General features: G+C 53.3%; 22 protein-coding genes. 16 read left to right on the top strand and 6 right to left on the bottom strand.

Going from position 1 to position 23466, the window contains the following annotated elements; genetic code table 11:
- Nucleotides 1–69 precede the first annotated feature (69 nt).
- Complete coding sequence (gene sppA / locus NA330_RS02430; protein WP_023242007.1) at nt 70–1926, bottom strand: signal peptide peptidase SppA; 1857 nt, start codon at nt 1924–1926, stop codon at nt 70–72.
- 173 nt (nt 1927–2099) lie between these two features.
- Here sppA and NA330_RS02425 point away from each other — a divergent pair, with 173 nt between their 5' ends.
- The 3 genes from NA330_RS02425 to topB all read left to right on the top strand — a co-directional run bounded on the left by NA330_RS02425 (nt 2100) and on the right by topB (nt 5766).
- Nucleotides 2100–2651: an NAD(P)H nitroreductase gene (locus tag NA330_RS02425; RefSeq protein ID WP_000339313.1), complete on the top strand. Its 552-nt coding sequence runs from the start codon at nt 2100–2102 to the stop codon at nt 2649–2651.
- A 117-nt stretch (nt 2652–2768) separates the two neighbouring features.
- A complete protein-coding gene (selD, locus tag NA330_RS02420) occupies nt 2769–3812 on the top strand; it encodes a selenide, water dikinase SelD (RefSeq protein ID WP_020898702.1) in 1044 nt (347 codons plus the stop codon).
- Nucleotides 3813–3816: 4 nt separating this feature from the next.
- Nucleotides 3817–5766 carry a DNA topoisomerase III gene (gene topB, locus NA330_RS02415; protein WP_001235866.1) on the top strand — a complete coding sequence of 650 codons (1950 nt, stop codon included), beginning with the start codon at nt 3817–3819 and terminating at the stop codon, nt 5764–5766.
- A 29-nt stretch (nt 5767–5795) separates the two neighbouring features.
- On the opposite strand, the gene gdhA is transcribed toward topB, so the two are convergent.
- Nucleotides 5796–7139: an NADP-specific glutamate dehydrogenase gene (gene gdhA, locus NA330_RS02410; RefSeq protein ID WP_000372865.1), complete on the bottom strand. Its 1344-nt coding sequence runs from the start codon at nt 7137–7139 to the stop codon at nt 5796–5798.
- Nucleotides 7140–7377: 238 nt separating this feature from the next.
- Here gdhA and NA330_RS02405 point away from each other — a divergent pair, with 238 nt between their 5' ends.
- Complete coding sequence (locus tag NA330_RS02405; protein ID WP_001254682.1) at nt 7378–7653, top strand: YnjH family protein; 276 nt, start codon at nt 7378–7380, stop codon at nt 7651–7653.
- On the opposite strand, the gene NA330_RS02400 is transcribed toward NA330_RS02405, so the two are convergent.
- Together NA330_RS02400 and xthA are read right to left on the bottom strand one after the other, a co-directional pair.
- Nucleotides 7613–8029 (bottom strand): pyrimidine (deoxy)nucleoside triphosphate diphosphatase, encoded by a 417-nt coding sequence (locus tag NA330_RS02400; protein ID WP_000592138.1) that lies wholly within the window; start codon nt 8027–8029, stop codon nt 7613–7615. The genes NA330_RS02405 and NA330_RS02400 overlap by 41 nt on opposite strands.
- 72 nt (nt 8030–8101) lie before the next feature.
- The gene (gene xthA, locus NA330_RS02395; RefSeq protein ID WP_000673954.1) at nt 8102–8908 is read right to left on the bottom strand and encodes an exodeoxyribonuclease III; all 807 of its coding nucleotides are present in this window, start codon (nt 8906–8908) and stop codon (nt 8102–8104) included.
- A 445-nt stretch (nt 8909–9353) separates the two neighbouring features.
- Here xthA and astC point away from each other — a divergent pair, with 445 nt between their 5' ends.
- The 6 genes from astC to spy all read left to right on the top strand — a co-directional run bounded on the left by astC (nt 9354) and on the right by spy (nt 16202).
- The gene (gene astC, locus NA330_RS02390) at nt 9354–10580 is read left to right on the top strand and encodes a succinylornithine/acetylornithine transaminase (RefSeq protein ID WP_023242008.1); all 1227 of its coding nucleotides are present in this window, start codon (nt 9354–9356) and stop codon (nt 10578–10580) included.
- Nucleotides 10571–11605, top strand: coding sequence for an arginine N-succinyltransferase (gene astA, locus NA330_RS02385; protein ID WP_001263885.1), 1035 nt, complete (start codon nt 10571–10573; stop codon nt 11603–11605). The genes astC and astA overlap by 10 nt, the downstream gene beginning before the upstream one ends.
- Nucleotides 11602–13080, top strand: coding sequence for a succinylglutamate-semialdehyde dehydrogenase (gene astD / locus NA330_RS02380; protein ID WP_023220956.1), 1479 nt, complete (start codon nt 11602–11604; stop codon nt 13078–13080). Before astA ends, astD begins: the two co-directional genes overlap by 4 nt.
- A complete protein-coding gene (gene astB, locus NA330_RS02375; RefSeq protein ID WP_023242009.1) occupies nt 13077–14420 on the top strand; it encodes an N-succinylarginine dihydrolase in 1344 nt (447 codons plus the stop codon). The genes astD and astB overlap by 4 nt, the downstream gene beginning before the upstream one ends.
- Complete coding sequence (gene astE / locus NA330_RS02370) at nt 14413–15381, top strand: succinylglutamate desuccinylase (RefSeq protein WP_023242010.1); 969 nt, start codon at nt 14413–14415, stop codon at nt 15379–15381. Before astB ends, astE begins: the two co-directional genes overlap by 8 nt.
- Nucleotides 15382–15716: 335 nt before the next feature.
- Complete coding sequence (gene spy, locus NA330_RS02365; protein WP_001229003.1) at nt 15717–16202, top strand: ATP-independent periplasmic protein-refolding chaperone Spy; 486 nt, start codon at nt 15717–15719, stop codon at nt 16200–16202.
- 74 nt (nt 16203–16276) lie between these two features.
- Here spy and cho read toward each other — a convergent pair whose 3' ends face one another.
- Nucleotides 16277–17158, bottom strand: coding sequence for an excinuclease Cho (gene cho, locus NA330_RS02360; protein ID WP_023242011.1), 882 nt, complete (start codon nt 17156–17158; stop codon nt 16277–16279).
- Between the two features lie 120 nt (nt 17159–17278).
- Nucleotides 17279–18106, bottom strand: coding sequence for an ammonia-dependent NAD(+) synthetase (nadE, locus tag NA330_RS02355; protein ID WP_000174982.1), 828 nt, complete (start codon nt 18104–18106; stop codon nt 17279–17281).
- 218 nt (nt 18107–18324) lie between these two features.
- On the opposite strand from nadE, the gene osmE reads away from it, so the two are divergent.
- From osmE to NA330_RS02325, 6 genes are all read left to right on the top strand, one after another.
- The gene (osmE, locus tag NA330_RS02350; protein WP_001039301.1) at nt 18325–18666 is read left to right on the top strand and encodes an osmotically-inducible lipoprotein OsmE; all 342 of its coding nucleotides are present in this window, start codon (nt 18325–18327) and stop codon (nt 18664–18666) included.
- 300 nt (nt 18667–18966) lie between these two features.
- The gene (chbB, locus tag NA330_RS02345; RefSeq protein WP_000412161.1) at nt 18967–19287 is read left to right on the top strand and encodes a PTS N,N'-diacetylchitobiose transporter subunit IIB; all 321 of its coding nucleotides are present in this window, start codon (nt 18967–18969) and stop codon (nt 19285–19287) included.
- 82 nt (nt 19288–19369) lie between these two features.
- Nucleotides 19370–20728: a PTS N,N'-diacetylchitobiose transporter subunit IIC gene (chbC, locus tag NA330_RS02340; protein ID WP_000073063.1), complete on the top strand. Its 1359-nt coding sequence runs from the start codon at nt 19370–19372 to the stop codon at nt 20726–20728.
- Between the two features lie 50 nt (nt 20729–20778).
- The gene (gene chbA, locus NA330_RS02335) at nt 20779–21126 is read left to right on the top strand and encodes a PTS N,N'-diacetylchitobiose transporter subunit IIA (protein WP_000459883.1); all 348 of its coding nucleotides are present in this window, start codon (nt 20779–20781) and stop codon (nt 21124–21126) included.
- Between the two features lie 10 nt (nt 21127–21136).
- The gene (gene chbR / locus NA330_RS02330) at nt 21137–21979 is read left to right on the top strand and encodes a transcriptional regulator ChbR (RefSeq protein WP_000983393.1); all 843 of its coding nucleotides are present in this window, start codon (nt 21137–21139) and stop codon (nt 21977–21979) included.
- A 124-nt stretch (nt 21980–22103) separates the two neighbouring features.
- A complete protein-coding gene (locus tag NA330_RS02325; protein WP_000078780.1) occupies nt 22104–23459 on the top strand; it encodes a 6-phospho-beta-glucosidase in 1356 nt (451 codons plus the stop codon).
- Nucleotides 23460–23466: the final 7 nt, after the last annotated feature.

Here is a 23466-nt window from a genome sequence, read left to right as displayed (position 1 = left end):
ACGTATTAATGATTATCGGATGGCGGCTATGAGCAGACGCCGCCATCCGGTATGGCTATTGATGAAGCATTAGCGAACGTTCGCGCAAGTCAAACAGAACGCATAACGGTTTTGCGGATCGTTAAATGCCGCCAGTTTATCCCCCTCGGCCTTCACCGTGTTGGCGGCGGAAACGAGCGGCGCCGGGAGCATCGCCTGAATGGCCTCCGGCAGCATGGCGCGTACTGATCCGGTCATACTGTCCATGACCATATCAAGGACCGTCGGTTCGTCCTGATAGTAATCAAGATGCCACTGTTTCAGTTTCGCCAGCTCCGCCGCTTTGGCGACGGCGTCGTCAAAGTCGCCGAGACTGTCCACCAGACCATTGGCTTTCGCGTCTTCTCCGGTCCAGACATGGCCTTGTGCGATTTTATCAATCTGCTCCGGCGTACGCTTACGCGCGTCTGCCACCAGTGTGATAAAGCGTTTGTAGCCGTACTCAATACTGAGTTGCATCATCTGCTGCACTTCCGGTGACAGCGCTTTGGTCATCGAAATATCCGCCAGCGGCGAGGTGGAAACGCCGTCGCTGTGTACGCCAATCGACGACAGGCTGTTTTCTACCGTATTGATGACGCCGAAGATGCCAATTGAACCCGTCAGCGTGCTGGGGCTGGCCACGATATAGTTTGCCGGCGTAGAGATCCAGTAACCGCCGGAGGCCGCCATACCGCCCATTGAGACCACCACCGGTTTGCCAGCCGCTCTTGCCGCCGCCAGTTCGGCGCGGATAACTTCGGAGGCGTTGACGCTACCGCCTGGACTATTGACGCGCAGCACAATCGCTTTCACTTTAGGATCAAGGCGTGCGTCGCGGATCTGCGATGCCGTAGTGTCGCCGCCGACATTCCCTGGCGTTTCTTCGCCATCCATAATCGCGCCATTGGCGAAAATAACCGCAATAGTACCGCCGGTATCCGCAGGCGTTTTCAGCGAATAATCGTAATAGCTGATCGCGCGATAGTTATTTTCGGTTTTGCTCCAGCCAAACTGCTTCGTCAGCGCTTTTTCAACATCTGCGCTGGAGGCGAGGGCGTCCACCAGTTTATGGTCGAGCGCATATTTGGCGGTGTCGCCGCCCACGCTGGTTAACCCGTCGATAATAGCCTGCGCGCCGGGGAAGAGTTGTTGCGGCGAAATCTGGCGATTGGCAGAAACGGTATGCAGGTAGTTCTGCCACAGTTCGCCTATCCAGCGGCTGTCGGCCTCGCGGGCGGCGGGCGACATATCGTCGCGGATAAACGGCTCGACGGCGGATTTATAGGTGCCGACCCGGAAAACGTGGGTAGAGACTTTCAGTTTATCCAGCAGCGTTTTGTAGTACAGGCCATTCGTAGCGAAGCCGTGAAGATCTACCTGACCCTGTGGGGAAAGCCAAATTTTATTGGCGAAACTGGCGAGGTAATACTGACCCTGGCTGTAGTTTTCACCCACGGCGAAAACCGGTTTGCCGCTGTCGCGGAATTCGCGCAGCGCTTTACCGATATAGCGCATTGACGGCTGATCGGCACCGGTGAAGTTTTTCAGATCCAGAACGATACCCGTGATGTTACGGTCATCTTTCGCCTGACGAATAGCGTTGACGATGTCAAACAGGGAGTTTTCCTGCAGACGGTCGGAGCTGGCGCCAAATAACTGGCGACCCAGCGCGCCCAGACGGTGATTGGTGGAGGGTTTATCCACAATGATGCCGGAAATATCCAGCAGCAAAGCGCCGCGCGCCGTTTGCTCACTGTTGCTGCCGTTACCGATCTGCATCCAGATCCCAACGCCCACCAGAACCAAAAAAATAAAGAACAGGTTGAGTACCATTTCACGGACGAGGTTCAACACTCGCCACGTCCATTTAAAAAATCCGGCAATAAATCGCCACAGGGTTCGCATGTATTCTCCCTATCTGAGTAACAACGCTTATACCTTGGTGAGGATAAAGCATTAAGATGTGGCTATCGTAATGACCCATCAGGCAGTTGTCAGCAGGAATCACTGCCTGCGCTGTAACAAAATCCGCTCCCGTGTTAATTTTGTGAATAAATATCATTGCTGGAGTTAATCAAATGGATGCACTAGAACTGCTGGTCAACCGTCGTAGCGCCTCTCGTCTCGCAGAACCGGCGCCTGTCGGCGAGCAATTACAGAACATTCTGCGGGCGGGAATGCGTGTTCCCGATCATAAATCTCTACAGCCGTGGCGTTTTTTTGTGATTGAAGGAGAGGGGCGCGACCGCTTCAGCGCCGTGCTTGAACAAGGCGCTGTCGCTGCCGGGGGCGATGAGAAAGCGATCGAAAAAGCGCGTAATGCGCCGTTTCGCGCGCCGCTGATTATTACCGTGGTGGCGAAATGCGAAGAAAACCATAAGGTTCCCGTGTGGGAACAGGAGATGTCTGCCGGATGCGCGGTGATGGCGATGCAAATGGCGGCGATTGCGCAAGGGTTTAATGGTATCTGGCGTAGCGGCGCATTAACGGAGAGCGCTATCGTGCGGGAAGCCTTTGAGTGCCGCCCGCAGGATAAAATTGTTGGTTTTCTCTATCTCGGCACGCCGCAGCTCAAAGCGTCAACGACGATCAGTACCCCCGACCCCACGCCGTTTGTGCGTTATTTCTGACGCTGAGGGATAAAACTGTCTGGATTCTGAGCAAAGACGCGGTAATTCAGACAGTGATACTTACCACATAAGGGAATGAGCGCTACCATAGCGCGAATGCAATGACAGGAGATGTCCATGAGCGAGCAAGCCATTCGTTTAACGCAATACAGCCACGGCGCTGGTTGCGGTTGTAAAATTTCCCCTAAAGTGCTGGAGACTATCCTGCATAGCGAGCAGGCGAAGTTCGTCGACCCGAACCTGCTGGTGGGTAATGAAACCCGCGATGATGCGGCGGTTTACGATCTGGGTAATGGCACCAGTATTATCAGCACCACCGACTTCTTTATGCCGATAGTCGATAACCCGTTTGATTTTGGCCGCATTGCGGCAACAAACGCCATCAGCGATATTTTTGCGATGGGCGGCAAACCGATTATGGCGATCGCGATCCTTGGCTGGCCGATTAATACCCTGTCGCCCGATATTGCGCGTGAAGTGACCGAGGGGGGGCGCTTTGCCTGCCGCCAGGCCGGTATCGCGCTGGCGGGCGGACACTCTATTGACGCCCCGGAGCCGATCTTTGGTCTCGCGGTCACAGGCGTAGTGCCGACCGAACGGGTGAAGAAAAACAGTACCGCGCAGGCGGGATGCAAACTCTTTCTGACCAAACCGTTGGGGATTGGCGTGTTGACCACCGCCGAGAAAAAATCGCTGCTTAAACCTGAACATCAGGGGCTGGCGACGGAAGTCATGTGTCGGATGAACGTTGCTGGCGCGGCGTTTGCCAATATCGATGGCGTAAAAGCCATGACTGACGTTACCGGTTTTGGCCTGCTGGGGCACCTGAGCGAGATGTGCCAGGGCGCAGGCGTGCAGGCGCTGCTTTGCTATCAGGACATCCCTAAACTGCCGGGCGTGGAAGAGTATATTGCTCTGGGCGCCGTACCGGGCGGCACAGAGCGCAACTTCGCCAGCTATGGTCATCTGATGGGCGACATGTCGCGTGAAGTTCGTAGCCTGCTGTGCGATCCGCAAACGTCAGGCGGCCTGCTGTTGGCGGTAACGCCGGACGCCGAAGACAATGTTAAAGCCACCGCGGCGGAATTTGGTATCGATCTGACCGCGATTGGCGAACTGGTCGAGGCCCGCGGCGGTCGCGCTATGGTTGAGATTCGTTAACCTGATGCGGTTGTTTATTGCCGAAAAACCGAGTCTGGGGCGCGCCATTGCGGATGTGCTGCCAAAACCGCACCGTAAAGGCGATGGTTTTATTGAGTGCGGAAACGGGCAGGTCGTCACCTGGTGTATTGGTCATTTGCTGGAACAGGCGCAGCCGGATGCGTATGACAGCCGTTATGCGCGCTGGAATCTGGCTGACCTGCCTATCGTGCCGGAAAAATGGCAGCTTCAGCCTCGTCCTTCCGTCACCAAACAGCTCAATGTGATTAAGCGCTTTTTGCATCAAGCCGGTGAAATTATTCACGCCGGCGACCCGGATCGCGAAGGGCAGCTTCTGGTTGATGAAGTGCTGGATTATCTCCAGCTTCCTGCCGAAAAGCGCCAGCAGGTGCGGCGTTGTCTGATAAACGACCTTAACCCGCAGGCGGTCGAGCGTGCTATTGACAGGCTGCGGGCGAACAGCGACTTCGTGCCGCTGTGCGTCTCCGCGCTGGCGCGAGCGCGAGCGGACTGGCTGTATGGCATTAATATGACCCGCGCTTACACGATCCTGGGCCGTAATGCCGGCTATCAGGGCGTGTTATCCGTGGGACGCGTACAGACGCCGGTACTGGGGCTGGTGGTGCGGCGAGACGAAGAGATTGAGAACTTCGTCGCCAAAGACTTCTTTGAAGTAAAGGCGCACATCGTTACGCCTGCCGACGAGCGTTTTACCGCTATCTGGCAGCCGAGCGAGGCGTGCGAACCTTATCAGGATGAAGAGGGGCGCTTGCTTCATCGTCCGCTGGCGGAGCATGTAGTGAACCGAATCAACGGTCAGCCCGCGCTGGTAACCAGTTATAATGATAAACGGGAATCAGAATCCGCGCCGCTGCCGTTTTCGCTCTCGACGCTACAGATTGAAGCCGCTAAACGCTTTGGCCTGAGCGCGCAAAACGTGCTTGATATTTGTCAGAAGCTATATGAAACCCACAAACTGATTACCTATCCGCGTTCCGACTGCCGTTATCTGCCGGAAGAACACTTTGCCGGACGGCAGGCGGTCATGAACGCGATTAGCGTCCACGCCCCGGATTTACTGCCGCAGCCTGTGGTTAACCCTGATACGCGCAATCGCTGCTGGGATGACAAAAAAGTGGATGCGCACCACGCGATTATCCCGACGGCGCGCAGTTCTTCTGTCCATCTGACGGAAAACGAAGCGAAAGTGTACACCCTGATTGCGCGTCAGTATCTGATGCAGTTCTGCCCGGACGCGGTGTTTCGTAAATGCGTTATTGAACTGGAAATCGCCAAAGGAAAATTTGTCGCCAAAGCGCGTTTTCTGGCGGAGGCCGGTTGGCGGACGTTACTGGGCAGTAAAGAGCGCGACGAGGAAAACGACGGTACGCCGCTGCCGGTTGTCGCCAAAGGTGATGAGTTGCTGTGTGAAAAGGGGGAAGTGGTCGAGCGCCAAACCCAGCCGCCGCGTCATTTCACCGATGCGACATTGCTTTCCGCGATGACCGGAATTGCCCGCTTCGTGCAGGATAAAGATCTGAAAAAGATTCTGCGCGCGACCGATGGGCTGGGGACGGAAGCCACGCGCGCCGGGATTATCGAGCTGCTGTTCAAACGTAGCTTTCTGACCAAAAAAGGGCGCTATATTCATTCTACCGATGCTGGCAAAGCGTTAATACATTCGCTGCCGGAAATGGCGGCCCGTCCAGATATGACCGCTCACTGGGAATCTGTTTTGACGCAAATCAGCGAAAAACAGTGCCGTTACCAGGATTTTATGCAACCGCTGGTCGGCACGTTATATCAGCTGATCGAGCAGGCTAAGCGCACGCCGGTGAAGCGCTTCAGAGGGATAGTCGCGCCAGGCGGTGGAGACAAGAAAAAGAGCGCGCCGCGTAAGCGAGCGGGCAAAAAAAGCCCGCCTGCTGAGGAGACAGGCCGTCAGACCGAATAAGCGTAAAGCTATCTGGCCTGACGACGGGATTAAATGACGCCCTGCGCCAGCATGGCGTCGGCGACTTTCACGAAACCGGCGATGTTGGCGCCCTGAACGTAGTTGGTATGCTTATTATCGCCGCCGTACTCGACACAGGCGTGGTGGATATCCAGCATAATGTGATGCAGACGGGCGTCCACTTTCTCGGCTTTCCAGCTCAACCGCGCGGCGTTCTGCGCCATTTCCAGACCTGATGTCGCCACGCCGCCCGCGTTGGCGGCTTTACCCGGCGCAAACAGTACGCCCGCCTCAAGGAAGAGATCGGTCGCTTCAATCGTGGTTGGCATATTTGCCCCTTCCGCCACGGCTTTTACGCCATTGGCAATCAGTACGCGCGCGGCGTCAACGTCCAGTTCGTTCTGCGTCGCGCATGGCAGGGCGATATCCACCGGTACGCTCCAGGGCTGCTGGCCTTCCAGATAGGTTAAGCCAAACTCACGGGCGTAGTCAGCGACGCGACCGTCACGGCTGGCTTTAATTTCACACAGACGCGCCAGCTTCTCTGGCGTGAAGCCACTTTCATCGACCACCGTCCCGCTCGAATCCGACGCGGTAACCACGCGCGCGCCAAAGGCCATCGCTTTCTCAATGGCGTATTGCGCTACGTTGCCGGAGCCGGACACGGCGACGCGCATCCCTTCGAAACCGAGACCATGACGTTTAAGCATCGCTTCGGTGAAGTAGACCAGGCCATAGCCCGTCGCCTCCGGGCGAATCAGGCTTCCGCCGAAGGAAAGCCCTTTGCCGGTGAAGACGCAGGCGCTGTTATTGGAAAGCTTGCGCATCATTCCCGCCATAAAGCCCACTTCGCGCCCGCCCACGCCGATATCCCCGGCAGGCACGTCGGTATCCGGCCCTAAATGGCGATATAGTTCAGTCATCAGCGCCTGGCAGAAACGCATCACTTCGCCTTCGCTTTTCCCTTTCGGATCGAAATCGCTGCCGCCTTTACCGCCGCCCATCGGCAACGTGGTGAGGGCATTTTTAAAGGTTTGCTCAAAGCCGAGGAACTTAAGGATGGAAAGGTTTACCGAAGGATGGAAGCGCATACCGCCTTTATAGGGGCCGATAGCAGAGTTGAACTGCACGCGCCAGGCGCGATTTACCTGCACCTGGTTTTTGTCGTCCAGCCACACTACGCGAAACTGAATTACGCGCTCTGGTTCAACCAAACGTTCCAGTAAAGACATGTGGCGGTAACGGGGGTTTTGTTCAAGAAACGGCCACAGGGTGGTCATGACTTCACGGACGGCTTGCGCGAACTCGGTTTGATGCGGGTCGCGCTTTTGTACATGGTTGAGGAACGATTCCAGAGAACATGTCTGATCCATAGATATAAAAACCTCTTATATATTAATGTGGTTGTATTTGCGTTTTATCAGAATATGTATTTGCAGTTTTCGACTATACCATCAGCAATGTGACGGTAAGCAAGAAAAAAATGACGCTGCTAAGTAAATTCATAACGGGGCGAGGCTCATAACTAAAAGCGATGACAAAAGAGGATTAAAGTTTTCACGGCGGCTTACCGTTATACTGAGAATATACTTAGAAAAATAAGGAAATCCTATGCGCCGAAGCCTCGTGGTCGCCGTGATGGCGATAATGCCAATGGTCGGGCTGGCAAACCAGAACAGTCGTCCTGATATTCAGGTGAATGTCCCGCCGGAAGTTTTCAGCACGCGCGGTCAGTCGTCCCAGCCCTGCATTCAGTGCTGCGTTTACCAGGATCAGAATTACTCCGAAGGCGCGGTAATAAAAGTGGAAGGCGTCTTGCTCCAGTGCCAGCGTGACGAAAAAACCATCAGCACGAATCCGTTAGTCTGGCGTCGCGTAAAGCCATAAACGCCTGCAATAGCGGAATATCCGCCGGGGCGAGGGGGTATTCCAGCGCCTCTTCCGGCGTACACCAGGCTAATGCCTGATGTTCCAGCGCACGTATCAGACCGTTAAACGCAGGCACATGCCAGGCGTGCAAATGAATTCGTCGGCCAGACACGTCGCGTTGATGGCTGGCGATATAGACGCCGGGCGTGGCGTCAATCCCTAACTCTTCGCGTAGCTCGCGGATAAGCGCCTGCGGCTGGGTTTCGCCGGGTTCGACTTTACCGCCGGCAAACTCCCAAAAACCGGCTTGATCCGCATGATCTGGGCGCTGGGCCAGCAGAATTTTGCCGTCGCGTTCAATGATGGCGGCAACAACATCGAGTTTTTTTATCATTGTCGTTAAGGTCGTTATTCCTGCCGGGAAGCGTCGCGCTATCCCGGCCTTACGGTTAATCAGAAAGCGGAATCAAACCCGAAACGTCGCCCAGACCGGCGCATGGTCGGAGGGTTTTTCCATACTGCGAATGTCGTAGTCTATACCGGTTTCTGCGCAACGTTCCGCCAGCGGAGCGCTTGCCAGCAAGAGGTCGATACGCAGCCCGCGATTATCCACGAAACCTTTTGAGCGGTAATCAAACCACGAAAATTTATCCATCGTTTGCGGATTCGCCTGACGGAACGTGTCCACTAATCCCCACTTCAGTAACCGCGACATCCATTCACGCTCCTCCGGCAGGAAGGAGCATTTACCGGTACGCAGCCAGCGTTTGCGGTTCTCTTCGCCGATGCCAATATCCAGATCGGTCGGGCTGATATTCATGTCGCCCATAATTAATACCGGATTATCGCACTTGAGTTCCGTTTCAAGATAGTTTTGCAAGTTCTGGTAAAACTGCGCTTTTGCGGGGAACTTCAACGGATGATCCCGGCTTTCCCCCTGCGGGAAATAGCCGTTAATGACGGTGATATTACCCAGCGGCGAGGGGATTTCCGCCATGATAATGCGGCGTTGCGCCTCTTCGCCATCATCCGGGAAACCGCGTCTGACGGAAATGGGCGTGGCTTTTGTTAGCAGCGCGACGCCGTAATGGCCTTTTTGTCCATGATAGAAAACGTTATAGCCCAGCTTCGCGACCTCTTCGAGCGGGAACATTTCGTCGTGGACTTTTGTCTCCTGTAGACCGATCACATCGGGCTGGTGTTTTTCGACAATCGCTTCAAGCTGATGGGGACGGGCGCGCAGGCCGTTGATATTAAAAGAGACAAATTTCATAGTCACTGCCACTTTGCAAGGTGAATCGTGTTGGGATGGTAGCAGAAATTTTACCGGGTGACTGCCACTCATCGTCAGATTCGGCCAATGGAAGCGTATGGTGTTTTCTATAGCGCGAAAATGGCACAGTTTGCGTGCAGATGCGCCAGAACGGGGCGGTAATTTCCAGTAAATTTCGTATAAGATCACAATTCCAGAATTATATTTGGCAACTGAATAATATTTCGCTTTTTCCTCTTTTTAGCCACCGATTATGCGGAAATATTCACTTTTCATGCAGTAAAAGTGAATATCGCTACGCTGTAACCCATTGATTTACCGTTTATCACTTCTGTTTATGCAATGTTAACGCTGGCTGGCACGAATGCTGCAATCTACATTTACAGCGCAAACACTCATATTAATTAACATATAGATAACTTTATTTTTACCAAAAGAGGTCGCTATGTCTCTGTCAGTTACGCGCGAAAACTTTGATGAATGGATGGTGCCAGTATACATTCCCGCGCCTTTTATTCCTGTACGCGGAGAAGGCTCACGCCTGTGGGATCAGCAGGGGAAAGAGTACATTGATTTTGCTGGCGGGATCGCGGTCAACGCCTTGGGACATGCGCATCCGGCGCTGCGCGAGGCGTTAAATGAACAGGCGAATCGCTTCTGGCATACCGGGAACGGTTACACCAATGAACCGGCGCTGCGACTGGCGAAAAAACTGATCGACGCGACCTTCGCCGAACGCGTTTTCTTTTGTAATTCAGGCGCTGAAGCAAATGAAGCAGCATTAAAACTGGCGCGCAAATATGCCCACGATCGTGTCGGCAATCATAAAAGCGGCATTGTGGCCTTTAAAAACGCGTTCCATGGCCGCACGCTCTTTACCGTCAGCGCTGGCGGTCAACCCACCTATTCACAGGACTTTGCGCCGCTGCCGCCGGATATTCGTCATGCAGCCTATAACGATCTGAACTCCGCCAGCGCGCTAATTGATGACAATACCTGCGCCGTGATCGTAGAGCCTGTGCAGGGCGAGGGCGGCGTGATCCCCGCCACGAAAGCTTTTTTGCAGGGGCTGCGTGAATTGTGCGACCGGCATCAGGCGTTACTGATTTTTGATGAGGTGCAGACGGGCGTCGGACGTACCGGCGAACTGTATGCATATATGCATTATGGCGTTACGCCCGATATCCTGACGACCGCTAAAGCGCTGGGCGGCGGCTTCCCGATCGGCGCGATGCTGACCACGCAAGACTATGCCAGCGTCATGACGCCAGGCACGCATGGCACCACCTACGGCGGTAATCCGCTGGCGACGGCAGTTGCCGGAAAAGTACTGGATATCATCAATACGCCGGAGATGCAAAACGGCGTCAGACAGCGCCACGATGCGTTTATTGAACGTCTAAATACCATTAATGTACGTTTTGGCATGTTCAGTGAAATTCGCGGGCTGGGGCTACTGCTTGGCTGTGTGCTACAGACGGAGTTTGCCGGAAAAGCCAAACTCATCGCCCAGGAAGCGGCAAAAGCAGGCGTGATGGTGCTCATCGCCGGCGGCGACGTGGTGCGTTTTGCGCCAGCGTTAAATGTGAGCGACGAGGAGATAGTCACCGGGCTTGACCGTTTTGCCCTGGCGTGCGAACGCCTTCAGACGGGAGGCGCATCATGCGGGTGATTCGTCCTGTCGAACATGCGGATATCGCCGCGCTGATGCAGCTTGCAGGCAAAACGGGCGGCGGCTTAACCTCGCTACCGGCAAATGAAGCGACGCTGGCGGCCCGCATTGAACGCGCGCTAAAAACCTGGTCCGACGAGCTGCCAAAAGGCGAACAAGGGTATGTATTCGTTCTCGAGGACAGTGAAACGGGTGAGGTCGGCGGGATCTGCGCCATTGAGGTCGCGGTCGGCCTTAACGACCCCTGGTATAACTATCGTGTCGGTACGCTGGTTCATGCCTCCAAAGAGCTGAATGTATATAACGCGTTGCCAACATTATTCCTGAGTAATGATCATACCGGCAGCAGTGAGCTTTGCACGCTGTTTCTCGATCCCGAATGGCGTAAAGAGGGTAACGGCTACCTGTTGTCAAAATCGCGCTTTATGTTTATGGCCGCGTTTCGCGATAAATTCAATGAGAAAGTGGTGGCGGAAATGCGCGGCGTCATTGACGAGCACGGTTATTCTCCCTTCTGGCAAAGTCTCGGCAAACGCTTTTTTTCTATGGATTTCAGCCGGGCGGATTTCTTATGCGGTACCGGGCAAAAAGCGTTTATCGCCGAGCTGATGCCCAAACATCCTATTTATACCCACTTCTTATCTGAAGAGGCACAGGCCGTGATTGGCGAAGTCCACCCGCAAACGGCGCCAGCCCGCGCGGTGCTGGAAAAGGAAGGCTTTCGCTATCGCCACTATATCGACATCTTCGACGGTGGGCCGACGCTGGAGTGTGATATTGACCGCGTGCGGGCCATTCGTAAAAGCCGACTGGTGGAAGTCGCGGAAGGGCAACCCGCGCCTGGCGACTATCCGGCATGTCTGGTCGCCAATGAAAACTATCACCACTTTCGGGCCGCGCTGGTGCGTGCCGATCCACAGACTTCACGACTTGTACTTACCGCCGCGCAGTTGGATGCGCTGAAATGTCGCGCGGGCGACCACGTTCGGCTGGTACGCCTTTGCGCTGAGGAGAAAACCGTATGACGCTATGGATAAACGGCGACTGGATAACCGGTCAGGGCGAACGCCGCCGCAAAACGAACCCGGTGAGCGCGGAGATACTTTGGCAGGGGAATGACGCTAATGCGGCACAGGTCGCCGAGGCCTGTCAGGCGGCGCGTGCGGCGTTTCCTCGTTGGGCCAGACAGCCTTTTACGGCACGACAGGCTATCGTAGAGAAATTTGCCGCCCTGCTGGAGGCGCATAAAGCCGATCTCACGGAGGTCATCGCGCGTGAAACCGGTAAACCGCGCTGGGAGGCGGCAACGGAAGTGACGGCGATGATCAATAAGATTGCCATCTCGATTAAGGCTTACCACGCCAGAACAGGCGAACAAAAAAGCGAACTTGTCGATGGCGCCGCGACGTTGCGCCATCGTCCTCACGGTGTGCTGGCGGTATTCGGCCCTTATAACTTTCCCGGCCATTTACCGAATGGCCATATTGTGCCCGCGTTGCTGGCAGGCAATACGCTGATCTTCAAACCTAGCGAGCTAACGCCATGGACCGGGGAAACGGTAATAAAACTCTGGGAACGGGCGGGGCTACCGGCAGGCGTTCTTAATCTGGTGCAGGGCGGCCGGGAGACCGGACAAGCGCTGAGTTCGCTCGACGATCTCGACGGACTGCTGTTTACCGGCAGCGCCAGTACCGGATATCAGCTTCATCGCCAGCTATCCGGCCAGCCGGAAAAAATCCTGGCTCTTGAAATGGGCGGAAACAACCCGCTCATTATTGAGGATGTGGCAAATATAGATGCGGCGGTACATCTGACGCTGCAATCGGCGTTTATTACCGCCGGACAGCGCTGTACCTGCGCGCGACGCCTTCTGGTAAAACAGGGTGCGCAGGGAGATGCATTTCTGGCGCGGCTGGTTGACGTCGCCGGACGTCTGCAGCCCGGCAGATGGGACGACGATCCGCAGCCGTTTATCGGCGGACTGATTTCAGCGCAGGCGGCACAGCATGTGATGGAGGCCTGGCGTCAACGAGAGGCATTAGGCGGTCGCACGCTACTGGCGCCGCGGAAGGTCAAAGAGGGAACCTCTCTGCTGACGCCTGGCATCATTGAGCTGACCGGCGTCGCGGATGTGCCGGATGAAGAGGTGTTTGGTCCGCTGCTGAACGTCTGGCGTTATGCGCATTTCGATGAGGCGATTCGTCTGGCGAATAATACCCGTTTTGGTCTGTCGTGTGGGCTGGTGTCGACGGATCGCGCGCAGTTCGAACAGCTCTTGCTGGAGGCGCGGGCAGGGATCGTTAACTGGAATAAACCGCTCACCGGGGCAGCGAGTACTGCGCCGTTTGGTGGTGTCGGCGCGTCTGGCAACCATCGACCCAGCGCCTGGTATGCCGCCGATTATTGCGCCTGGCCGATGGCTAGTCTGGAGTCTCCCGAACTGACGTTGCCTGCGACATTAAGCCCCGGCCTCGACTTTTCTCGCAGGGAGGCGGTATGACGGCGCATGAAGTTAATTTTGACGGGCTGGTGGGGCTTACGCACCATTATGCCGGGCTATCCTTCGGCAATGAGGCATCGACCCGCCACCGTTTTCAGGTGTCGAATCCTCGTCTGGCGGTAAAGCAGGGGCTGCTAAAGATGAAGGCTTTGGCGGATGCCGGCTTTCCCCAGGCGGTGATCCCGCCGCATGAGCGGCCTTTTATTCCGGCGTTGCGTCAGCTCGGCTTTACGGGTAGCGATGAGCAGATTCTGGATAAGGTTGCGCGTCAGGCGCCACGCTGGCTTTCCAGCGTGAGTTCCGCGTCGCCAATGTGGGTTGCGAATGCGGCGACGGTTTGCCCATCGGCAGACGCGCTGGACGGGAAAGTTCACCTGACGGTGGCGAATTTAAACAATAAATTTCATCGCGCTCTTGAGGCGCCTGTTACCGAAGCGCTGCTACGCGCCATATTTCGCGATGAAAGTCAGTTTTCAGTGCATAGCGCGTTACCGCAGGTCGCATTATTGGGAGATGAAGGCGCGGCGAATCATAACCGTCTTGGCGGCGAGTATGGTTCGGCAGGCGTGCAGCTTTTTGTCTATGGGCGCGAAGAGGAGAATGAAATACGACCCGCTCGTTATCCGGCGCGCCAGAGCCGCGAAGCCAGCGAGGCCGTGGCGCGTCTTAATCAGGTGAATCCGCAACAGGTTATCTTCGCTCAGCAAAACCCGGAGGTCATCGATCAAGGCGTATTCCATAATGATGTCATCGCCGTTTCGAATCGACAGGTATTGTTTTGTCACGAAGCGGCGTTTGCCCGGCAGAAAGTGCTCATTAATCAGTTGCGTACGCGCGTTGACAGTTTTATGGCGATAGAGGTGCCCGCCGGCGAGGTTTCTGTATCAGATGCTGTGGCGACCTACCTGTTTAATAGTCAGTTGTTAAGCCGTGACGACGGCTCAATGCTGTTAGTGTTGCCGCGGGAATGTCAGGACCATGCCGGCGTCTGGCGCTATCTGAATAAGCTGGTGGCGGAGGATAACCCCATCAGCGCGATGCAGGTGTTTGATTTGCGAGAAAGTATGGCCAACGGTGGCGGCCCGGCCTGTCTGCGATTACGCGTGGTGTTAACAGAAGAAGAACGACGGGCGGTGAATCCAGCGGTAATGATGAATGACGCTCTGTTTACGGCCCTTAACGCGTGGGCGGATCGTTATTATCGCGATCGCCTGACCGCTGCCGATCTGGCCGATCCGTTATTATTGCGAGAAGGCCGGGAGGCGCTGGATGTGTTAACGCGTCTGCTGGATTTGGGGTCGGTTTATCCTTTCCAGCAAACGGGGGCGGCTGATGGATAACTTTCTGGCGTTGACGCTAAGCGGCACGACACCACGGGTGAGGCAGGGGAAGGGCGCGGGTTTTCGCTGGCGCTGGTTAGGTCATGGTCTGCTTGAACTCACGCCCGATGCGCCGGTCGACCGCGCGTTAATTCTTTCTGCGGGGATACACGGCAATGAAACCGCGCCGGTCGAGATGCTGGATAGGCTGCTGTCGGCGCTGTTTTCAGGCAGCTTGACGTTAACGTGGCGAGTGCTGGTGGTACTCGGCAATCCGCAGGCGCTGGCGGCGGGAATACGCTATGGTCACAGCGATATGAACCGTATGTTTGGCGGGCGTTGGCAGTCCTTTGCCGAAAGCGATGAAACGCGGCGGGCGCGTGAGTTGGAGCTAAGTCTGGAAACCTTCTTTTCATCTGGCCAGACGCGGGTACGCTGGCATCTGGATCTGCATACCGCCATTCGTGGCTCGCATCATTTGCGTTTTGGCGTATTGCCGCAGCGCGACCGCCCGTGGGAGACCGATTTTCTGGCGTGGCTGGGCGCGGCAGGACTGGAGGCGTTGGTATTTCATCAGGCGCCCGGCGGTACGTTTACGCACTTTAGCTCTGAACATTTCGGCGCGCTTTCCTGTACGCTGGAGTTGGGAAAGGCGTTGCCGTTTGGGCAAAACGATCTGACGCAGTTCAGTGTAACCTCGCAGGCGTTGTCGGCGCTGCTGAGCGGTGTCGAAACGTCAACCTCGTTTTCGCCGCCGCTACGCTATCGGGTGGTGTCGCAAATCACGCGTCACAGCGACAAGTTCGCGCTTTATATGGATGCGCAAACGCTGAATTTTACTGCCTTTGCGAAGGGAACGTTGCTGGCCGAGGAGGGGGATAAGCGCGTGACGGTGACGCATGACGTTGAATATGTTCTCTTTCCTAATCCCTCTGTCGCCTGCGGATTGCGGGCTGGATTAATGCTGGAAAGACTTCCCTGATAAATGTCCCTGTAAGCTCACGTTAGGATTACAGGGATGATTTGGGACACAGTTTCATGCTATTACGGATTATTCCTGGAGAATTGCTTTATTAATAAGCGTTGCTGCGTTATAGTTCTGCATAATTTCTGCTATATCATGCTGTTGTATATTTCTCTTTCAACTCTGCGCAATTTATTCTTTTTTTCTTCACAATTGGCGAAAAAGTGTTTTTTATACTTTCATTGTTTTACCGTTGTTATGACTAATTGACGCTAAGACGGTTAAAGTTAATCACGACAACACGGCGCTGTTTTAAATATGCCGTAAAAATAACTGAAAGGAAGGATGGAAATATGCGTAAACTGACTGCTCTATTTGTTGCCTCTACCCTGGCGATGGGTGCTGCGAATCTCGCTCATGCCGCTGAGACTACCACCGCCGCGCCAGCGGATGCGAAGCCAATGATGCAGCATAAAGGTAAATTTGGCCCACATCACGATATGATGTTTAAAAACCTGAACCTGACGGACGCACAGAGGCAACAAATTCGCGACATTATGAAAGCGCAGCGCGAGCAAATGAAACGTCCGCCGCTGGAAGAGCGTCGCGCCATGCATGATATTATCGCCAGCGATACCTTCGATAAAGCCAAAGCCGAAGCGCAAATTACGAAAATGGAAGCACAGCGCAAGGCCAATATGCTGGCGCATATGGAAACCCAGAATAAAATTTATAACGTTCTGACGCCGGAGCAGAAAAAGCAATATAACGCTAATTTTGAGAAGCGTCTGACAGAACGCCCGGCGCAAGAAGGTAAAATGCCTGCTGCGGCAGAATAACTTTCCGCATAATTTAAGACCGCCGGTCTTGTCGACAACACAATCGTTGAGGTGGACAGGATCGGCGGTTTTCTTTATGACTGGCGACAGTCGGTGTGCAGTTCAATGATCTCATATTGACCTGACATTAGTGGCTTACAGAGAATTTTATAGCCATCCTGATCAAAGCCCGCAGGGGTGCGCACCAGGGTGGCGGCCTCATCCAGCGAGGGTACCGCCCCCAGCCATAACCAGTTGTTGATAATGTGGAACTGGGTCATTTGCGGGCGGCTCTCTTTTAACGCGATAGCGCCTTTCCAGGGCCAGCAAACCACACGTAACCGTTCCAGCGAGGCCTGCAGACGAAGAAAATGCGCCTGCGGGGTTTCTTGCCCACAGCACGCGCCAGCGCAGCGCTTCAGAGCGAAACGAAAACAGGCGCGCCCACGGCTTACCGGTTCAAGCCCCAGCAGGCCATAACACAATTTTTGTTCATCGGCGAGGTTCTGTAAGCTTTGCAGCGCCGCCCGACGGTTGGCGAAGAGCCCAAACAGGTTCGGCTCATGGGAAAAATCGACGCTGCGGGCGGAAACGACCTCAATCTTTTGTTCGCTCAACTGGAGAGAGCAAAGCTGGCGATTACGCCGTAACCGCTTGTTAAACAGCGGCTGTTGTTCTTTGATCAGCCGCGCCTCCAGCAGCAACGCGCCCATTTCCCCAGCGGTGCAGATCCAGCTTATCCGGCGCGCCTGTCGCAGCATAGCGGCCTCGTCAGGCGTTCGCAGATGTGAGAGCAGCCGGCTGCGAATATTTACGCTTTTACCGATATAAAGCGGCAGCGTATCGCTTTCGCTATGAAATATATAGACGCCCGGTAAGGCTGGCGCTTCGCTGAGGAAAGGACGTAAATGTTCTGGATATTCGTAAATGGCCGCCGCTTCAAACTCAAGGCGGGGGGCTGATTGACGCCGTACCACAGTGATCTCCGTTAACTGGTTATTCATCCAGTATAACAGCGGATGGGTGATTAAAAAAGAGGCTGGGAAGAGAGGAGGCCGGATAGACGAGCGATATCCGGCACAACAGTAGAAGTACGCTTACTTTTTCCAAAAGTCGTCGAATACCGTAATCGGTAAACGGCGCTTATGTTCAGTTTTTACATACCAGCCTTCGATAGTTTTAGCGATGGCGGAGTCCAGCGTTTTGCCTTCCAGGTAATCGTCAATATTGTCATACGTTACGCCCAGCGCGGCTTCATCAGGCAGTGAAGGGCGGTCGTCTTCCAAATCGGCGGTGGGGACTTTTTTATACAGATGCTCAGGACAGCCCAGCGCTGCGAGAAGCTGTTTGCCCTGGCGTTTGTTAAGACGATGAAGCGGGTTAATATCGGTACCGCCATCGCCATATTTGGTGAAGAACCCGGTTATCGCTTCCGCCGCATGGTCGGTACCCACCACGACGCCGTGAGTCATACCGGCGATGCTATATTGCGCTTTCATTCGCTCACGCGCTTTTTCATTGCCGCGAACAAAATCGCTCAGCTCAATTCCCGCTTCGCGCAGCGCCTGCTCGCTGGCGAGGACGGCGCCTTTAATATTGACGGTGAGTACTCTGTCCGGCTGAATAAAAGCAATGGCGTCCTGGCAATCCTGTTCATCGGCCTGCACGCCATAAGGCAGACGAACGGCGATAAACTGCAGCGCATTATCACCGGTCTCTTCCCGCAATTCGGCGATAGCCATCTGGCTAAGTTTCCCGGCCAGCGTCGAATCCTGCCCGCCGCTGATGCCTAACACCAGCGATTTCAAAAAGGGATAGGTTTTCAGGTACGCTTTAAGAAAATCCACGCTGCGGCGAATTTCTTCTTCAGGGTTGATATGCGGTTTCGCGCCAAGCGCCTGGATTATCTCTTGCTGCAGAGTCATTTAACCCCCTTCGACATTAAAAAAATGAATCTTTACCCTGTTAAAGCTAACCCTTCGCCGCTGAAACGACAAGGTTTGGCGGGCTAAGCGGTGTTTAAAACAACATATCGCTGCGTTAGAGAATTTTCCGAAAGACTTTTTGTGGCGAGGCGCGGCTTGAAAAATGTTCTGATGTATTCCAGGCTTACATAACACGCTGATAAACAAGAGGACGGAAAATGAACAAGAACGTAGCAGGAATTTTAAGCGCAGCGGCGGTAATGACTATGCTGGCAGGCTGTACGGCGTATGATCGTACAAAAGACCAATTTGTTGAGCCTGTCGTTAAAGATGTTAAAAAAGGAATGAGCAGGGCGCAGGTTGCGCAGATTGCGGGCAAACCGTCATCTGAAGTGAGCATGATTCATGCGCGCGGTACCTGTCAGACCTACATCCTGGGTCAACGTGATGGTAAAGCGGAAACCTACTTTGTTGCGCTGGATGATACTGGGCACGTGATTAACTCCGGCTATCAGACCTGTGCGGAGTACGACACTGACCCACAGGCGCCGAAGCAGTAACAACTGTACATTGCCTGAACATTCAAGGAAACCGGCCTGCGAGCCGGTTTTTTTGTGCCTGCCATAACCTTATTTATTATCGCGAATTATTTGCCCGAAATGTGAGGGGGGTCATAACGCCAGGTCAATGAGAGACAATTTAGTGGGTCAAGGAAATACCATCCGGCGGTCCGATCCCGTATACTCATTTCAGCCACCTAAAAAAGTAAATCCGGTTACGCAAGTCGCCCAGAGTATGGATGCAGGTTGAGGCTTGCGGCGTATCTGGTTGACAGATAATCGCACATGAGGAAGGTTTTTATGGAAAAGAAACACATTTATCTGTTTTGTTCTGCGGGCATGTCAACATCGTTACTGGTATCAAAAATGCGCGCTCAGGCTGAAAAATATGAAGTGCCGGTGATTATTGAAGCATTCCCTGAAACCCTGGCCGGTGAAAAAGGCCCGGCAGCGGACGTCGTGTTATTAGGCCCGCAAATTGCTTATATGCTCCCCGAAATTCAGCGTTTATTACCCGGTAAACCGGTAGAAGTCATTGATTCAATGTTGTACGGCAAGGTAGATGGCTTAGGCGTGCTTAAAGCTGCGGTAGCGGCAATTAAAAAAGCCGCCGCGAATTAATTATTTTTTAATTTTTCCCGTCAAAGAGTTATTTCATACACTAACCGCAATATTTTATTGCGGTATTTAAGGGTATTTTTCTATGAGTAACGTTATTGCTTCACTTGAAAAGGTACTCCTTCCTTTTGCTGTAAAAATAGGAAAGCAGCCACACGTTAATGCAATCAAGAACGGCTTTATTCGTTTAATGCCATTAACCCTTGCGGGGGCGATGTTTGTATTAATTAATAACGTTTTCCTGAGCTTTGGGGAGGGGTCGTTTTTTTATTCCATGGGCATTCGGCTTGATGCCTCAACCATTGAAACACTTAATGGATTGAAAGGCATCGGCGGGAACGTCTATAACGGCACATTGGGCATTATGTCGCTCATGGCGCCATTTTTTATCGGCATGGCGCTGGCGGAAGAGCGCAAGGTTGATGCGCTGGCCGCCGGACTGCTCTCCGTGGCGGCATTTATGACCGTAACGCCGTATAGTGTCGGCGAGGCCTATGCCGTAGGCGCTAACTGGCTGGGCGGCGCGAATATTATCTCCGGTATTATTATTGGCCTGGTGGTCGCGGAGATGTTTACATTTATTGTCCGGCGTAACTGGGTGATTAAGCTACCGGACAGCGTACCGGCTTCGGTGTCTCGTTCATTCTCAGCATTAATTCCCGGCTTTATTATTCTCTCTATTATGGGGATTATTGCCTGGGCGCTGTCTAATTACGGTTCTAACTTCCATCAGATTATTATGGACACTATCTCTACGCCGCTGGCATCGCTGGGTAGCGTGGTAGGGTGGGCATATGTCATTTTTGTACCGCTGCTGTGGTTCTTTGGTATTCATGGTTCGCTGGCGCTGACCGCGCTGGACAGCGGCATCATGACGCCCTGGGCGCTGGAAAACATCTCTATTTACCAGCAGTATGGCTCCGTCGATGCGGCACTGGAAGCCGGTAAAACGTTCCATATCTGGGCGAAACCGATGCTGGATTCTTATATCTTCCTCGGTGGTAGCGGCGCAACGCTGGGTCTGATCATCGCTATCTTCCTGGCATCCCGTCGCGCGGACTATCGCCAGGTGGCAAAACTGGCGCTGCCGTCAGGTATCTTCCAGATTAACGAACCCATCCTGTTTGGCCTGCCGATTATTATGAACCCGGTGATGTTTATCCCCTTCATTCTGGTACAGCCGATTCTGGCGGCGATTACGCTGGTGGCTTACTATTTGGGTATTATTCCGCCGATTACCAATATTGCGCCGTGGACCATGCCAACCGGGCTGGGGGCGTTCTTTAACACCAACGGCAGTGTCGCCGCGTTGCTGGTTGCGCTATTTAACCTGGCGGTCGCTACCCTGATTTATCTCCCCTTCGTGGTGGTGGCTAACAAAGCGCAGAACGCCATCGAGCAGGAAGAAAGCGAAGAAGATATCGCTAACGCACTGAAATTCTAAACTCCGCGCCGGCATGGGATGCCATGCCGGGCTGAATCAGAGGAAAGACTATGTTTGATCTTGAAAATGTTGTAGATAACCAGACAGCGGCTGAGGAACTCGAAGAAGTCGTTATGGGGCTTATCATCAATTCTGGTCAGGCGCGCAGCCTGGCATATGGCGCGCTCAGAAAAGCGAAAGAAGGCGATTTTGAGGCGGCGAAAGCGATGATGGACCAGTCGCGCATAGCGCTCAATGAAGCGCATCTTGTGCAGACAAAACTCATCGAAGGCGATCAGGGCGAAGGCAAAATGAAAGTCAGTCTGGTCCTGGTTCACGCTCAGGATCATTTGATGACATCAATGCTGGCTCGTGAACTGATCGCTGAGTTGATTGAGCTCCATGAGAAACTGAAATAACAGGGGGCGGATGATGCAGCTACAGGTTAACGCAACGGAAATCAAAACGGTTTATGAGCAGCAGCTCTTCAATGGCAAAAATTTCCATGTGTTTATCTATAACAAGACGGAAAGCGTCACCGGGCTGCATCAGCACGACTACTATGAATTTACCCTGGTATTAACCGGACGTTATTACCAGGAGATTAACGGGAAGCGTGTGCTGCTGGAACGTGGAGATTTTGTTTTTATCCCGGTGGGGTCGAATCACCAAAGTTTCTATGAGTTTGGCGCAACGCGTATTCTGAACGTAGGAATTAGTAAACGTTTTTTTGAACAGCATTATCTTCCGTTACTGCCGTTTTGTTTTGTGGCATCGCAGGTATACAGGGCGAATAGCACCTTCCTTACCTATATTGAAACGGTGATTGCGTCGTTGAATTTTCGCGGCAATGGGCTCGACGAATTTATCGAAGTGGTGACATTTTATATTATAAACCGCTTACGTCATTACCGCGAAGAGCAGGTTTATGATGATATTCCACAATGGCTGAAAGCAACCGTGGAGATAATGCATGATAAAACGCAGTTTGGCGAACATGCGCTAGAAAATATGGTGCGCCTGTCGGCAAAATCCCAGGAGTATCTGACGCGCGCCACCCGACGTTATTACAGCAAAACGCCGATGCAAATCATTAATGAGATTCGCATTAATTTTGCCAAGAAACAGTTGGAAATGACCAACTATTCGGTTACGGATATTGCTTATGAAGCCGGGTATAGCAGTCCAAGTCTGTTTATTAAAACGTTTAAGAAGATGACCTCATTTACGCCGAATAGTTATCGGAAACGATTGACGGAAATTAATGAGTAACGGTTTGCATTGCTCGATTAATTACATTTCACGCTTGCCCCAATAGCGCGGGGAACGTCACGCTATTTCTTACGAGCGGGCATAGCGTAATACATATCAGTGTCATACACTGAAGGGAGATATTATGAGCCAGAAATTAAAAGTCGTCACTATTGGTGGCGGGAGCAGCTACACCCCTGAATTACTTGAAGGCTTTATTAAACGCTACCATGAATTACCTGTCACCGAATTATGGCTGGTTGACGTTGAAGACGGGAAAGAGAAGCTGGGCATTATTTATGATCTCTGCCAGCGAATGATTGATAAAGCAGGCGTTCCGCTAAAATTGTATAAAACGCTGGATCGCCGGGAAGCGCTGAAAGACGCTAATTTTGTCACTACCCAGCTACGCGTTGGTCAACTCAAAGCCCGTGAGCTGGACGAGCGTATCCCGCTTAGTCACGGCTATCTGGGGCAAGAAACCAACGGCGCTGGCGGTTTATTTAAAGGGTTGCGTACCATTCCGGTTATTTTTGACATCATTAAAGATGTTGAAGAATTATGTCCGAATGCGTGGGTCATTAACTTTACTAATCCGGCAGGGATGGTGACGGAAGCGGTTTATCGTCATACCAACTTTAAAAAGTTCATTGGCGTATGTAATATTCCTGTCGGCATGAAAATGTTTATTCATGACGTGCTGGCGCTGAATGAGACTGACGATCTTTCCATTGACCTGTTTGGTCTAAACCATATGGTCTTTATTAAAGATGTGCTGGTGAATGGCACCTCACGGTTCGCAGAATTACTGGATGGCGTGGCGTCCGGTCAGTTGAAAGCGTCAACCGTAAAAAATATCTTTGATCTGCCGTTTAGTGAAGGATTGATTCGCTCGCTGAACATGCTGCCGTGCTCTTATTTGTTGTATTACTTCAAGCAAAAAGAGATGCTGGCGATTGAAATGGGCGAATATTACAAAGGCGGCGCGCGCGCTCAGGTCGTACAGAAAGTGGAGAAACAACTCTTCGACTTGTACAAAAATCCTGAGCTAAACGTGAAGCCGAAAGAGCTTGAGCAACGCGGCGGCGCTTATTATTCCGATGCCGCTTGTGAAGTCATTAACGCTATTTATAATGACAAGCAGACTGAGCATTACGTTAATATTCCACATCATGGGCATGTCGAGAATATCCCGGCGGACTGGGCGGTGGAAATGACCTGCATTCTGGGACGCAATGGCGCGACGCCGCACCCGCGTATCACCCGTTTTGACGAAAAAGTCCTGGGGCTTATCCACACTATTAAAGGATTTGAGGTCGCGGCCAGCAATGCGGCGCTGAGCGGAAACTTTAATGATGTGCTGCTGGCGCTTAACCTGAGTCCGCTGGTGCATTCCGACCGCGACGCAGAAGTCCTGGCGCGTGAGCTCATTCTGGCGCATGAAAAATGGCTGCCTAATTTTGCCGCTTGCATCGAAGCGCTTAAAGGTAAGCACCACTGACAGAGGT

It is taken from the genome of Salmonella sp. NW722, assembly GCF_051702785.1.
Taxonomy (GTDB): Bacteria; Pseudomonadota; Gammaproteobacteria; order Enterobacterales; family Enterobacteriaceae; genus Salmonella; species Salmonella enterica.
Note: the sequence above shows the minus strand (reverse complement) of the source record. Positions and strands in the feature narration are given on the sequence as shown.

What these genes read in the sequence shown, in the direction of transcription:
- sppA (WP_023242007.1), bottom strand. Translation starts at nt 1,926, where the DNA reads ATGCGAACCCTGTGGCGATTTATTGCCGGATTTTTTAAATGGACGTGG.
- NA330_RS02425 (WP_000339313.1), top strand. Translation starts at nt 2,100, where the DNA reads ATGGATGCACTAGAACTGCTGGTCAACCGTCGTAGCGCCTCTCGTCTC.
- selD (WP_020898702.1), top strand. Translation starts at nt 2,769, where the DNA reads ATGAGCGAGCAAGCCATTCGTTTAACGCAATACAGCCACGGCGCTGGT.
- topB (WP_001235866.1), top strand. Translation starts at nt 3,817, where the DNA reads ATGCGGTTGTTTATTGCCGAAAAACCGAGTCTGGGGCGCGCCATTGCG.
- gdhA (WP_000372865.1), bottom strand. Translation starts at nt 7,139, where the DNA reads ATGGATCAGACATGTTCTCTGGAATCGTTCCTCAACCATGTACAAAAG.
- NA330_RS02405 (WP_001254682.1), top strand. Translation starts at nt 7,378, where the DNA reads ATGCGCCGAAGCCTCGTGGTCGCCGTGATGGCGATAATGCCAATGGTC.
- NA330_RS02400 (WP_000592138.1), bottom strand. Translation starts at nt 8,029, where the DNA reads ATGATAAAAAAACTCGATGTTGTTGCCGCCATCATTGAACGCGACGGC.
- xthA (WP_000673954.1), bottom strand. Translation starts at nt 8,908, where the DNA reads ATGAAATTTGTCTCTTTTAATATCAACGGCCTGCGCGCCCGTCCCCAT.
- astC (WP_023242008.1), top strand. Translation starts at nt 9,354, where the DNA reads ATGTCTCTGTCAGTTACGCGCGAAAACTTTGATGAATGGATGGTGCCA.
- astA (WP_001263885.1), top strand. Translation starts at nt 10,571, where the DNA reads ATGCGGGTGATTCGTCCTGTCGAACATGCGGATATCGCCGCGCTGATG.
- astD (WP_023220956.1), top strand. Translation starts at nt 11,602, where the DNA reads ATGACGCTATGGATAAACGGCGACTGGATAACCGGTCAGGGCGAACGC.
- astB (WP_023242009.1), top strand. Translation starts at nt 13,077, where the DNA reads ATGACGGCGCATGAAGTTAATTTTGACGGGCTGGTGGGGCTTACGCAC.
- astE (WP_023242010.1), top strand. Translation starts at nt 14,413, where the DNA reads ATGGATAACTTTCTGGCGTTGACGCTAAGCGGCACGACACCACGGGTG.
- spy (WP_001229003.1), top strand. Translation starts at nt 15,717, where the DNA reads ATGCGTAAACTGACTGCTCTATTTGTTGCCTCTACCCTGGCGATGGGT.
- nadE (WP_000174982.1), bottom strand. Translation starts at nt 18,106, where the DNA reads ATGACTCTGCAGCAAGAGATAATCCAGGCGCTTGGCGCGAAACCGCAT.
- osmE (WP_001039301.1), top strand. Translation starts at nt 18,325, where the DNA reads ATGAACAAGAACGTAGCAGGAATTTTAAGCGCAGCGGCGGTAATGACT.
- chbB (WP_000412161.1), top strand. Translation starts at nt 18,967, where the DNA reads ATGGAAAAGAAACACATTTATCTGTTTTGTTCTGCGGGCATGTCAACA.
- chbC (WP_000073063.1), top strand. Translation starts at nt 19,370, where the DNA reads ATGAGTAACGTTATTGCTTCACTTGAAAAGGTACTCCTTCCTTTTGCT.
- chbA (WP_000459883.1), top strand. Translation starts at nt 20,779, where the DNA reads ATGTTTGATCTTGAAAATGTTGTAGATAACCAGACAGCGGCTGAGGAA.
- chbR (WP_000983393.1), top strand. Translation starts at nt 21,137, where the DNA reads ATGATGCAGCTACAGGTTAACGCAACGGAAATCAAAACGGTTTATGAG.
- NA330_RS02325 (WP_000078780.1), top strand. Translation starts at nt 22,104, where the DNA reads ATGAGCCAGAAATTAAAAGTCGTCACTATTGGTGGCGGGAGCAGCTAC.